Raw genomic sequence first — 12,844 nt, 5'->3', positions numbered from 1 at the left:
TTTTAAATCATCCAAATCTTCCTTCAGTCTTGTCTTATGGTACTCTGGCTGCTTAAAAACTGTCCGGAGTATTGTTAGATGGAGATTTAATCCCCGCAGTTATTCTTTGGCGAGGTAGTAGCCACTATTTTGTCGTTGATGGTTCTCATCGACTGAGTTCGTTACTTGCTTGGATTAATGATGATTATGGCGATGGTAAGATTTCTAAACAATTTTATGACGGCAACATCACTGACGAACAGAAAGAGGCAGCAAAAGAAACTCGCAAACTAATTAAAGAGAAAATAGGAGCTTACAAAGATTATCAATCATTGACTTCACAACCAGGTCAACTTAATCCTAAAATGCTGGAAAGAGCTAGGAACTTAGGGGCATCAGCGATTTCACTTCAATGGGTTGAAGGTGATGCTATGAAAGCGGAGGAATCTTTTTTCAAAATCAACCAGAAAGCAGCCCCGATTAGTGAGACCGAGATGAGGTTGCTACTAGCACGTAAAACACCTAATGGTGTGGCGGCGCGTGCGATCGTGAGAAGTGGTAATGGTCATAAATATTGGTCGGAGTTCTCTGAACAAAAACAGGATGAGATTGAAACAGTAGCGCAAGAAATACACGAACTTATATTTCAGCCCAAACTTTCAAATCCCATTAAAACATTAGATGTACCAATTGTGGGGAATCTTTCATCTTCGGATAAGCTGGAATTGATTTTAGAATTTATAAATATTGTCAATAACATATCAACCGATAATCAGTTGGGAGAAGATTCAACAGGCGATAAAACTATTGAGCTACTAAAGCAGTGCAAAAAAGTCGCTCAAAGAATCAATAGCAAGGATCCTTCATCTCTGGGTTTACATCCACTGGTATACTTTTATACTCAACAAGGAAAGCCAAAAATTGGTTCATTTTATGGGGTCGTCAGTTTAATTTTACATTTACAACAGACTAAATCCTGGTCTAAATTGCTCGATGTAAGAAAAGACTTTGAATGGGTCATTTGGAATTATGATATGGTTCCACAACTTGTTGCCAAGAAGAGTGACGCATTACAAGCTAGAGATCTAGTGAGAGACTTCTACTTAGAAGTCATTAATAAGTTGTCAGGAGGTATAGATAAAAAGAATGTTATCACAGAAATAAGATCCGGCGATAAAAGATTTGCGACTCTGAAAATTCCAAAGAAAGCCGACAGTGGTGAAATTCAAAGTAAAGAATTTTCTAGAGAAACCAAAGCATCTGCGTTTATCAGAGAGGCTCTACCAGGCTGGCCAGTTTGTAAAATTTGTGGAGGGTATCTGCCTAGCAGATTTAACAGTATCGACCATATTACAAGAAAAGCTGATGGGGGTTTAGGAACTTTAAAAAACGCACAATTAACTCACCCCTACTGCAATACTACCTATAAAAATTGAAAAAAAATTGTATTCGAGTTAATATTGACACACGACCCAAGATCAGTAACCAGGTGGGTGTTGCAAACTACCAACCACTTTGTCGATCGCTTCTGCGATCGCCAACAACTCCATTTCGCACCACCGCTTACCAACAATTTGCATTCCAATCGGTAAACCATTTTGAGTTTGTCCAATTGGAATTACCACCGCAGGGTGTCCGCTAAGATTAGAAGGCATGGTGTAAGCCCCGTTTGCCACTGAATAAGGATAGGATCTGCCATTAACCTCAACGGCACTCCAAGCGGGACGGTGAGTAAACGCAGCGGTTGCAGCAACGGGACAAAGCCATACATCCCACGGTTCTAATGCCTCATCTATATGGGCAGTGAAGCGATCGCGCTGTGTGAGTGCGTCGAAATATCCTTTCAAACTTGGATTCAATATCTCAGGTAGGAATCTGCTGAAATCTCCCAATTTTCGGAGTTCCTTGTCGCCTTGGGTGGCGGTGCGGAAGATTAACTCTAAACTACGACGCAGGTTATATCTATCCTGCGGTTGAGCGTAGATAGTCAGGTACATCGAGATCCGTCCGTAGAGATTCAATATTTTGGAAAGGTCAAAGTGTTTGGGAAGCCAGCGTTCGGTTTGGACACCTGCGTGAGAGAGTGTCTGCACGATCGACTCCATAGCTGCTCGAATTTCAGAAGCAACGGGAACTTCGGCCCATTCAGCGCTCCAAGCGATTTTGAGATGCTGCAAAGGCTTGCCAGAGGGTCGATCGAGCGGAATCGGTGGGACATCAGGGCGTCGCAGATCCGCGCCTGCAATTAACGAAAAACATAGCTGGATGTCTTCGAGCGATCGAGCAAAACACCCCACTGTCATCATTTGCCGAATAGACAGTGGCATTCCCGGCACTTCAGGAATCTGCCCTGCTGTAGAAATACGGCGATCTGTCGGCTTTAAACCATATATGCCGCAGAAATGAGCGGGTTGACGCACCGAACCCCCGAAATCGTTGCCCAAATCCAACGGTGAAAGTCCGGCGGCGACAGCAGCGGCACTGCCCCCAGAACTGCCACCAGGTGTGTAGTCAAGATGCCAAGGATTATTCACCCGTGGAAACAGAGAATTTGTGCTTTGATAATCGGCAGCCAGTTCCGCCATGTTTGTTTTTCCCATAATGACAGCACCTGCTGCCCGCAATCTCGCAACTGCAGTTGCATCCTGTTGAGGGACATAATCTTTGAGGGGAATATAGCCTGCTGTGGTGCGGAGTCCGGCTGTTTCAAAAATGTCTTTAATCGTGATGGGAACCCCATGTAAAGCACCCCAGTTTTCTCCTCTGGCTAGGGCTTCATCGGCAAGTCTTGCTCTAGTACGGGCATTGTCTTCATCCAGCGTACAAATTGCGTTTAATTGCGAGTTGTGCTTGGCGATTTGAGTAAGGTAAGCGTCGAGAACTTCGACGGCAGAGACTTCGCGATCGCGAATCATTCGCGCTAGCTGATGGGCAGAGGCAAACGTCAGGCTACTCATAAGCAACAAACAGGTAGTTCTCGATAAAGTTAATTATATTGACTTTTAGTTAATATAGTTAACTAACATCAAACGCCTTTGTCCCTAAATCCTGTTAATTGCTGACACAAGGTAGATAAGGGAGATAAGCAACATAAGGATTTTAAGGAATTTAAGCATAAAATTCCACACTAAGAATAAAAATATTTATTTTAAAAGACCGTATCTTCCCCGCACAAGAAGTAAATTTTTTCAATAATGATTACATAACTGAGGAAAAGATCAAGTGGGCTCGGAATCAATCAGCCTCTCAAAAGCTTAGTTCTCCTCAATAAAAAAAATCTGTAAATTGGAGAATCACAAAATGTCTGTATTACATCGCATTAAATCCGGTACATCTGTTTTATTAACACTGGGAACACTTGCCGGAACCGCAGCGCCGATGGTAGCTCCCGCGCCTTCTTTTGCTCAGACAGCTTTTTCGGATGTTAATAATAACTACTGGGCAAAAGATTTTATTCAAGATTTGTCAGAAAGAGGAATTATCAAAGGATTTCCCGATGGCAGTTTTCGCCCGGATGCACTGGTAACGCGGGCTGAATTTGCGGCAATGGTGCGTTCTGTGAAAAAGGCAAAAACCCGCGCTGCTGTGAGGTTTGCCGATGTTCCGTCTAATTTTTGGGCAAGCGGGGCGATCGCAGAAGCTTACGAAATGGGATGGATGTCTGGCTATCCCGGCAATGTTTTCAGACCGACACAGCAGATTCCTCGCGTTCAAGTTGTAGTCGCTTTAAATAACGGCATGGGCTATGAGCCTACCTGCAATTTTCAAGATGTTCTCAGTTACTATAATGATGCGAGTGAGATTCAAAGTTATGCTGTCAAAAGCGTTGCTGCTGCTACTGAAAAACAGTTGGTTGTCAGCTATCCCAATCCTAAATCTCTCAAACCTAACAAGTCAGCAACGCGAGCTGAAGTAGCTGCTTTTATCTATCAAACATTAGTGAGTACCAATCAAGCAAGAGCAATTAATTCTCCTTACATTGCTAAGATTGATGTTAGCGAGTCTGTTGCTGTGCAAATTCCTAGGGGAGTGACTATCCCAATCGAGTACACAAAAGGCAAGATTTTGCTCGGCCCCAATGACAAGTCTCCGATTACGCTGACTGTAGCTGCGGATATCACGAGCAATAATGGCCAAGTGCTGATACCCGAAGGCTCTAAAATTAGCGGCGAATTGCGATCGACTGCTTCGGGGGTTCAATTTGTGGCTCAAGAATTAAGTATAATCAACAGCAGCAGAGTGCCTCTCAATGCCACTTCGCAAGTGATTACTAGGAAAGAAACTGTTACCAAGGGTGTTAATGTTGGTAATCTGGTTAAGAATACGGCGTTGGGTGCAGCAGCAGCGGCGGCGATTGCAGGTGTTACGGGCGATCGGGCGATCGCGACTGAAGAGGTACTCGGCGGTGCGGGAATCGGGACTTTGATCGGGGTATTTTTGGGGCGAGATAAAGTCGATTTGTATGCTGTTAATCCCGACACCGATTTAGATTTGCTTTTGAATTCCGATTTGGTAGTTGGTACTGCCAGCACAGGCATTTGTAGCGCTCGATAGAGGGGATATAGCAGAAGGAAGAAGGAAGAACATAACTGATATCAATTCCGGTAGCATTGGAATATTAAAATCCCGTCAACAGTCAACAATCACGGAGGCTAAAACCGGAATTGATCTAATTCATCTGCATTAATCTGTGTTTATCTGCCTGTATCTACGGTTTTAAAAATATAATTTCTGAACCGCAGATGACAATGGATTGACGTAGAGGTAGAAAATAGAGATATCATCAATAATCCCGATGCTAAGCTGTCGTGCATCTGGGGGGGTGACAAAGAGGTTTAGGAGAGAGATGCAACAGGGTTGGAACCCGTATACCCTATCATACTGTTTTCCGCGATATTTGCGGCGCCAATAAGCAGCAATATTAAAAGTTACACATCCTTGTTGTTTGATAATTTTTACATCTGACAAATAAAAGCTTTCCCTTGGCAGTAACTCCATGTCAGACAAGAGGATGGAATTAGATTTTTTTATTGTATATAGCGCCCTTGTTTCACCATAAGGATAAAATTCACTTTTTTCTCACAGAGGCATTATGCCAAATTGATGCTACCAAATTATCGAGCACCTAAAATGATATTTTTGTAATCTGACAGTAACTCTCAAACAGGAGTAATTACAGCTTTTTGTTCGCCAATACTACTACTTCCTTTTTTATCTAGAAGTCGCCTGGATAATGGGATACTTGTTTTCTCCCATATCAATTTCAGCATAAATACACTTTGCGCTCGCAATTGCGTGCGATCGATCGCTATTTTGAAAGGTATAGACTTTTTACATTTGGCTTTTAAAATTTTTTACCAACAAAAATTATCACCTTTAAATATTCAAGGAATCCAATCTTAGAAAACTTTTCAAGTTGCACCTCCCGCTCTCAAATTGAATCGAATAAGGCATCAAGGTAGCCAGTAAGTCGATATTAACTTGTTTTTGGGTATGCAACAGATAGACTAAAATTTTTAGAGTCAGGTATTCTGCTGGTTTAAGTTGTTTTTCTAGATTAATTTGGTAAAATTGAGGGAACATTATTGCTAGAGGGGACCACGATAGAATTTCGACCCCATCTTTTTTTAACTTAACTCAGCTAAATCTGCCACAGGCGGGGCTTTTGACGAGGTTGTCACCCCGCGCAGTCATTGATTCTATCTATGTTCTGACGGGGTTGTCACCCCGTAAAGTGTTTTTATGTTGTTCGGGCAAAACAACACCTATTTTTAAATTGAATATAATCTACACTTATACGCATAGAAAATTAACGCAGCAACAAGTTATTGTAAATTGAGCGTGAATATATCGATCGCTCCTGCTCTTGGTTTGCGCTCAATTATTCAGCAAACTCTAATTAAGTGTTGGTTTATCAGTGATGTATAATTGTCAGATTGCTGAAATTATATGCTGGTCATTAATAGTTAGTAATGGTGTGATTCTTAAAATTTTGTGGGTGAATAATATTTAATTCATGCCCTCATGTCACTTTTTAGGAATTCCTAAGTGAGTGATGCGATCGTTGCACAGATTTTTGGGTGTTTTGACTTACTACGATCTCCGATGATTCACTTTTACCCCCTCAATCCGCCTACGCTGCCCCTTGGGGCTGTGGAATGTGGGTTTATACTTTCTCGATCTGTTCCCGCTAGACCATCCCACGGAATTCACAGCCCGCCCGCACCCCACGTGACAGTTGGGGTGCAGAATGTGGGTTGTTCAAGCTCTCAGATTCATCTGTGGAGTAAATCGAAAATCTAAAATCGTTCGACCGATCGCGATTTGACGCTCGCGCTAGCCGCACCTCTTAGGCCGAAGTCTAAAATCTAAAATTGACTGATGGCCGACTAATTTCCATCCGGGTTGGTAGGAAATGTGACGATAAAATTAGTCCAGCCATTCCTGCTTTCAACCTCAATTTTTCCCTGCAACTGTTCGACAAGTTTTTGAACCAAAGCTAAACCCAAACCTGTACCTCCTTGTTTCCAAGGATCGGCGTTGGGAACTCGATAAAATTTCTCAAAAATTCGAGGCAATTCCTCTATGGAAATGGACGATTGATTGCTGAGTGTAAATTGGATTTCTGAAGCCACAGCACTTGCTTGTCGCGAATTTGTCTTTTGTTCTCCTTGTTCGCCGTCTCCGTTTTTGCATTCGACTTTCAGAAAAATTTCGCCGTCATTGGCAGTATATTTGCAGGCATTGTTGAGGAGCTCGGCTAAAATTCGTCCCAAACTAGCGCGGTTGGAACTGATCGTGGGGAGGTGGCGATCGCACTCTACTCGCAAATCCTGGTGGCGGTCGTGGGCCCGGGTGTAAAACGGGTCGATAATAGTAGGCAGCCAGACTTCTAAGTTTACTGGTTCGAGGTCGATCGGACAAGTTGCGGCTTCGAGCCGCTGCAAATCTAGCAAAGCATTAATCAAATCTGTTTCTCTAGTACATTCTGTTTCTAAAATTTCTAGATAAATCTGGCGCCGATCTAGCGTGGGAGAAATTCTCAGCATATGAATAGCCATCTTTATATTAGCTAAAGGCGTCCGCAGTTCGTGAGAAACTGTGCTGAGAAATTCATCTTTGAGGACGTTTAAATGCTGGAGTTCGTGAACTTTTTGCTGCAATTCGGCGGTGCGTTCTTGGACTTGGCGTTCGAGGTCGGTGTTGAGATTTTGGACTTGCTGATAGAGTTGGGCTTGCTGAATGGCGATCGCGATTTGAGTTGCCAGTTGCAGTAGCAAATCCACTTCCGAAGGTTGCCACTGACGGGATTGGGAACACTGATGGACACACATCATCCCCCACAAATTGCCGTCTTGCAAAATTGGTACAATCAAATAAGCTTTGATTTGCGCTTGCTGGAACCGGGCATATTTTTCGGCGCTCAAACAGGCTTGGTCGAGGTCTGGAACCGCATAAATTTCCTGTTCGACCACGGAAGCAGATTCTTGCCAAATATTATCCGGCATGATTTCTCCCAATATTGAAGGCCAATTTTCGGCAACGGATTCTGCCACTACAATGCCGTAATTGCTGGACTCTAAATGCAGGATTGCTACTCGGTCAGCTTGCAAAACTTGGCGGACTTCATCGACGCTGGCGTTGAGAATTTCTTCCAGGTTTAAGGATTGGTGAATCCGCAAGGAAATGTGAGTTAACAGCCGATCGCGCTGCAATTGTTCGTGGAGTTTTGCAGTCCGTTCCCGGACCTGCTGTTCTAGTTTGGCGTTGCGGCTTTGCAGCAGTTCCACTTTTTCCGCTTGCAGTTGATAAACCGACTGCTGCAACTGTTTGACAACTCGGTACATTTCGGTGGGGTCGAGGACTCTGAGCAAGCTGGTCTGAGTAATAATTCCCAACAGTTCTCCGCGCCCCCCGCACACGACCAACCGCTGCACTTGTTGCTGCTGCATTTCTTTGTGCGCCGTCCATAGGGAATCGGAAGGTTGAAGAAATTGCAGGGGAGTTCTCATGACTTTTTGAGCTGGGGTTTGCTGAAAATTTAGTTCGAGAAACTGTGCCTGCACCAGGTCATATTCCGTAATAATTCCTAGGGGTTGGTGAAAGGAATAATGAAAAATGGAGGTATAGTCATCTTTGGGCTTCTCCATTGTTAATTCTTTGTTTTTTGTAATCACTACGCAACTGACTTGATGCTCTGACATCAGTTCGGTTATGGTCAGCAGCGAGGCGGTGTGGGGCGCTGTAATTGGCGTAGTCATTAATTCTGCTACGCGCCGCAATTTAAGAATGTTTGAAGGCTGCAATACTTGGCGAATTCTTTCCCGCGTCAGCACTCCTACCAAGTGGCGAAATTGATTGACGATCGGCAAATAGCGAATCTTGTGCTGGCGAAATAAGGATAAAGCGGTAAACACGTCTTGGTCATCGGATTCTGTGAGGGAGACCGACACCGGGGACATCACTTCGGAAATTGGTATTTTGTGCAGGGCTACTTTGTGCTGGTTGTCTATTGTGCCCGCAGCTATCAGCCTCACTAGGTCGGCGGGTGTTAATATGCCGATTAACAGTCCGCGGCTGGGGTTGTCGGATAAGTTGCCTGTGGTAATAGTCTGCTGGTTCTGTACGACGAACACGCAGCGGGCCCGCACCTTTTCCGGCGCGGATGTTTCGGTTATCGCCCCCCGGTCTGCGGGTACAGGTGTTTTGACTAGGGGACAACTGTTTTGCAACTGACTCATCAGGGCGATCGCCACTGCTAAGGAAGTTTCTGGCCCGGCAGTGAGGGGGTAGCGATCGATCGCTTGTTCTAAGGCTGAGGAGTAAAGGGGCGGGTGGTAGAACGGCATAGTTGATTGCAGGTTGTCAGAGGGCGGCTAACTATCGGGCAAAGCCTTAGGGAACGGCAGAAACACCTCGCCTGTGCTTGGGATTTAAATAATAAACTTTCTCATTGATTATTTCCACGCAATCTGAGCTTTAGATTAATCGTCTCACTTATCCGCAATCTTACTCATCTCAAATCCTTGGGCGGTTTTTACTGCCTGCTTTTCTCCTGAGACTCTCCTATAATCAAAATAACCCGAATGTAAAGTTTTACTACAAGATTTATCCATAATGACAACTTTAAGCTTAGAGCAAATTGCAGCCAAGTTAGAAAGCCAAAATTCCGCCGATCGAATGGTGGCTTTGGCAAACTTGCGGAATGTGCCTGCTGCAGAGGCGGTGCCTTTGATTAAAAAGGTGTTGAACGACGAAAGTTTGCAAGTGCGATCGATGGCTGTGTTTGCTCTCGGCGTGAAACCGACAGCAGAGTGCTATCCTATTCTAGTCAAATTGCTAGAAACAGACCCGGATTACGGCATTCGCGCTGACGCTGCAGGTGCTTTGGGCTATCTGGAAGATATCAGAGCTTTTGATGCTTTGGTGCGGGCTTTTTACGAAGATACTCAATGGCTGGTGCGCTTCAGTGCTGCTGTTTCTCTGGGGAATCTCAAAGATCCCCGGGCTCGCGATGTGCTGCTAAAAGCTCTCGACAGCGAGCAAGTGGTGATCCAGCAGGCGGCAATTTCGGCTTTGGGGGAAATTAAAGATATTGGGGCGATCGATCGCATCCTCAATTTTGCTCAGTCGGAAGATTGGCTGATTCGCCAGAGGCTGGCTGAAGCTTTGGGCAATTTGCCGAGTGTTAAGAGCGTTTCGGCTTTGAAATACTTAGAAAAAGATAGTAATTCTCAAGTATCTAAGGCGGCAACAATTTCTCTCGATCGCCTGTCAAAAGCAGAAGCGTGACATAAAACTTTTAGTATGTTGAAAAACCAGGTTTATTGAATAAACCTGGTTTTTCCGTATTTTAGCAATCTTAATAAAATTTATAGAGTATTCAGTAAAACCAGAATGTATTATTTAAGTTGCGCGGCTAAATCGCAAGTTAAAATAGTTGTCGATCTCCTTTAACCCAAACTAACCATGAATCAAGCGCCCAATCCCTTTAACTCAAATCCCTCCAATCCGCTAGACCCCTTGGAGCAAGAAGTTGACGAGCAAGGTGAAGCATTACCGCGACAGTACCACCCAGCTACTAAAAAAACTCTGCAAAAAGTCTTTATCATCCTGGTAGTTGTTGGGGCAATTATTGGGGGAATTCTATCTATAGGGGTGATTTCGCTGATGCAGAAGGCGGGACTGACAGATGTGCCGGCAAGGGTACAGAACCCTAAGTGAATGGGTGGGTTGAGCGTACCGTCCGCGATGGCCGAGCCTTAATTATAGTATCCTTCAATATCGTGCCCATCTTGCTGGCGCGAAATTAAGATGCGATCGCTCGCCTTCCAAAGAAATCTTAATATTTTCATTATTTTATTTGATGCAACTGTGTCTATACAATTAACTTCGGTCCTGTAGCGGTCCGGGCCAAAAACAGTTTTAAATAAACCATACTTATTCTGAGTAATAGAATGTTACTTATTGCGCTATTTATTGCCACGTTGTTTTTAGCATACTGCAATGGTGCTAATGATAATTTTAAAGGCGTGGCGACACTGTTTGGCAGTCAGACGACGAACTATAAAACAGCAATTGGTTGGGCCACGCTCACAACTTTAGCAGGTTCAGTGTTTTCTATTTTTATAGCAGAAACGCTCGTAAAAAGCTTTTCGGGAAAAGGGCTAGTTCCAGACGAGATCGCCAATGCCCCAGATTTTCATTTGGCAGTCGCGATCGCTGCGGGTTTAACCGTTATTCTTGCTACCTTAACTGGATTCCCTATTTCCACAACTCACGGTCTTACAGGTGCTCTGGTCGGTGCAGGTTTTGTAGCAATTGGTACTCAAGTTAATTTGACGGCATTGCAGAAAACTTTTTTAATGCCTTTGTTGCTGAGTCCCGTGATTGCGATTCCATTAGCAGCTTTAATTTATGGGCTGTCTCGCTACCTGCGAGTTTATTTAGGAATCCAGAAAGAATGGTGTATTTGCGCTGGTCAAATTCAGCAGATTATTCCCATTCCCCAGCCCGATGCAACTAACATACTGAAGTGCATCACAACCGCTGATGTAGCGGTCGATTCTCTAGATAAATGCACCCAAAGATACCTGGGAAATTTCTTACAAATCCCCAGCCAAAAGTTAGTGGATGTTTGCCATTTTATGAGTGCGGGAATTGTCAGTTTTGCCAGAGGATTGAACGATACTCCTAAAATTGTTTCGCTCATGTTAGTCGGTGAAGCGATATCTGTTCAGTGGGGAAGTTTAGCAGTAGCTTTGGGAATGGCGTTGGGTGGTTTGTTGAATGCTCGAAAAGTTGCCGAAACAATGAGCAAAAAGCTTACAGCAATGAATACCGGTCAAGGACTGGTGGCAAACTTAGTGACGGGATTTTTAGTTATTGCTGCCAGTCGCTATGGACTTCCAGTGTCTACTACCCATGTTTCGGTAGGTTCAATTTTTGGTGTAGGATTGATTTCCAAAAAAGCTAATGTGCGCGTTTTCTATCAGATTCTACTATCATGGATGTTGACCTTGCCAATTGCTGCTGCAATCAGCGGCTGCGCTTACTGGGTGTTGCATCGGTAAGAGAATTAATCGTTAGTCCTAGAAGATAAAGAGTTCGCAGTTGATTTGGGATTGCCATCACAGGATAACCCGATCGAATTTAACCGTAAAAACAAGAAATCGCGCCAGGAGTTTTTGAATAAAAATTTAAGGGTAATTTATGGTTAAAAATTCTCCGATCGCGCCGCCTGTTGCAGATAAATCGATCGCTGCTGGCTTTCACGCTCTTTCTGACCCCCTGCGGATTCAGATTTTGGAGTTGCTGCGGGAACAGGAGTTGTGCGTGTGCGATTTGTGCGATCGACTTTCTGTTCCTCAGTCTAAACTCTCTTTTCACCTCAAAGCCTTGAAGGATGCAGCTTTAGTCCGCAGCCGCCAAGAAGGCCGCTGGATTTACTACAGCCTCAATTTGACCCAGTTTGTCGCCCTCGAACACTACCTCGCCGAATACCGCCGCTTCAGCCAGATCCTGCCGGCGCGCCCCTGTTCCGACGCAGGTTAACCCATCAATATTTCTTAATCACTCAACTACTGATAGGGCTTTTTTGAAGATTGACATATCAAATTTTATTGATAGGATGGGATGGAACCAATTAGTTGAGAGCGATGGATGCAACAGGTCAGAGGTTAGGTTGTGCTCGGCCAGATTGCAGGCGAGAGGCGATCGCCGAATTTCTAGGTACATTTATTTTGGTTTTTGCAGGCACCGGTGCGGTGATGGTTAACAAAACTAGCGCTGGTTCCGTAACTCATTTAGGCGTCAGTTTTGTATTTGGTGCAGTAGTCTGTGCCATGATTTACGCCCTAGGACACATCAGCGGTGCACACTTTAATCCGGCCGTAACTTTAGGGTTTTGGGCGAGCGGTTTTTTCCCAAAATACAAAGTTTTGCCTTACGTTTTAGCGCAGTGTGCAGGCGCGGTCGCAGCTTCTCAAGTGCTGCTAATTACTTTAGGTGACGTAGCAAATCTCGGTCCAACTATCCCTCTCAATGGTAACTGGTTGCAGTCTCTAATTTTAGAAACTGTTTTGACCTTTATCTTAATGTTTGTTATCCTCGGTTCGGGATTAGATAGACGCGCTCACATCGGCTTTGCCGGGATAGCAATTGGGTTAACTGTAGGGTTAGAAGCTGCATTTATGGGACCGATTACCGGAGCAAGCATGAATCCGGCTCGTTCTCTCGGCCCAGCTTTAATTGGCGGGATTTGGGAGAATCATTGGGTTTATTGGGTGGCTCCGATTTGGGGAGCACAATTAGCAGTGGCAGTTTATCGGGAACTGTCTAACGGATTTCGGGATTTTAATTGAAA

The 12,844-nt window shown here is 44.4% G+C and carries 9 protein-coding genes; 7 read left to right on the top strand and 2 right to left on the bottom strand.

Annotation, left to right across the window (positions count from 1 at the left end; genetic code table 11):
• Positions 1 to 71 precede the first annotated feature (71 nt).
• Entirely contained in the window at positions 72 to 1,415 is a 1,344-nt protein-coding gene (locus QUA27_RS25065; RefSeq protein WP_333071485.1) for an HNH endonuclease, read from the top strand.
• A 42-nt stretch (positions 1,416 to 1,457) separates the two neighbouring features.
• Here QUA27_RS25065 and QUA27_RS25060 read toward each other — a convergent pair whose 3' ends face one another.
• Positions 1,458 to 2,936, bottom strand: a complete 1,479-nt coding sequence (locus QUA27_RS25060; protein ID WP_333071483.1) for an amidase — start codon at positions 2,934 to 2,936, stop codon at positions 1,458 to 1,460.
• 343 nt (positions 2,937 to 3,279) lie between these two features.
• On the opposite strand from QUA27_RS25060, the gene QUA27_RS25055 reads away from it, so the two are divergent.
• Positions 3,280 to 4,533, top strand: a complete 1,254-nt coding sequence (locus tag QUA27_RS25055) for an S-layer homology domain-containing protein (RefSeq protein ID WP_333071482.1) — start codon at positions 3,280 to 3,282, stop codon at positions 4,531 to 4,533.
• A gap of 1,835 nt (positions 4,534 to 6,368) precedes the next feature.
• Here the strand turns inward: QUA27_RS25055 and QUA27_RS25050 are convergent.
• Positions 6,369 to 8,828 carry a CBS domain-containing protein gene (locus tag QUA27_RS25050; protein ID WP_333071480.1) on the bottom strand — a complete coding sequence of 820 codons (2,460 nt, stop codon included), beginning with the start codon at positions 8,826 to 8,828 and terminating at the stop codon, positions 6,369 to 6,371.
• 268 nt (positions 8,829 to 9,096) lie between these two features.
• Here QUA27_RS25050 and QUA27_RS25045 point away from each other — a divergent pair, with 268 nt between their 5' ends.
• The 5 genes from QUA27_RS25045 to QUA27_RS25025 all read left to right on the top strand — a co-directional run bounded on the left by QUA27_RS25045 (position 9,097) and on the right by QUA27_RS25025 (position 12,842).
• Positions 9,097 to 9,771: a HEAT repeat domain-containing protein gene (locus tag QUA27_RS25045; RefSeq protein WP_333062888.1), complete on the top strand. Its 675-nt coding sequence runs from the start codon at positions 9,097 to 9,099 to the stop codon at positions 9,769 to 9,771.
• 177 nt (positions 9,772 to 9,948) lie between these two features.
• Positions 9,949 to 10,203: a hypothetical protein gene (locus QUA27_RS25040; protein ID WP_172188171.1), complete on the top strand. Its 255-nt coding sequence runs from the start codon at positions 9,949 to 9,951 to the stop codon at positions 10,201 to 10,203.
• A 233-nt stretch (positions 10,204 to 10,436) separates the two neighbouring features.
• Entirely contained in the window at positions 10,437 to 11,552 is a 1,116-nt protein-coding gene (locus tag QUA27_RS25035) for an inorganic phosphate transporter (protein ID WP_333071479.1), read from the top strand.
• 139 nt (positions 11,553 to 11,691) lie between these two features.
• Complete coding sequence (locus tag QUA27_RS25030) at positions 11,692 to 12,033, top strand: ArsR/SmtB family transcription factor (RefSeq protein ID WP_333071477.1); 342 nt, start codon at positions 11,692 to 11,694, stop codon at positions 12,031 to 12,033.
• 104 nt (positions 12,034 to 12,137) lie between these two features.
• Positions 12,138 to 12,842, top strand: a complete 705-nt coding sequence (locus tag QUA27_RS25025) for an MIP/aquaporin family protein (protein ID WP_333071474.1) — start codon at positions 12,138 to 12,140, stop codon at positions 12,840 to 12,842.
• Positions 12,843 to 12,844 lie beyond the last annotated feature (2 nt).

This window comes from Microcoleus harperi Pol14_C6, from assembly GCF_036701295.1.
Taxonomy (GTDB): Bacteria; Cyanobacteriota; Cyanobacteriia; order Cyanobacteriales; family Microcoleaceae; genus Microcoleus.
Note: the sequence above shows the minus strand (reverse complement) of the source record. Positions and strands in the feature narration are given on the sequence as shown.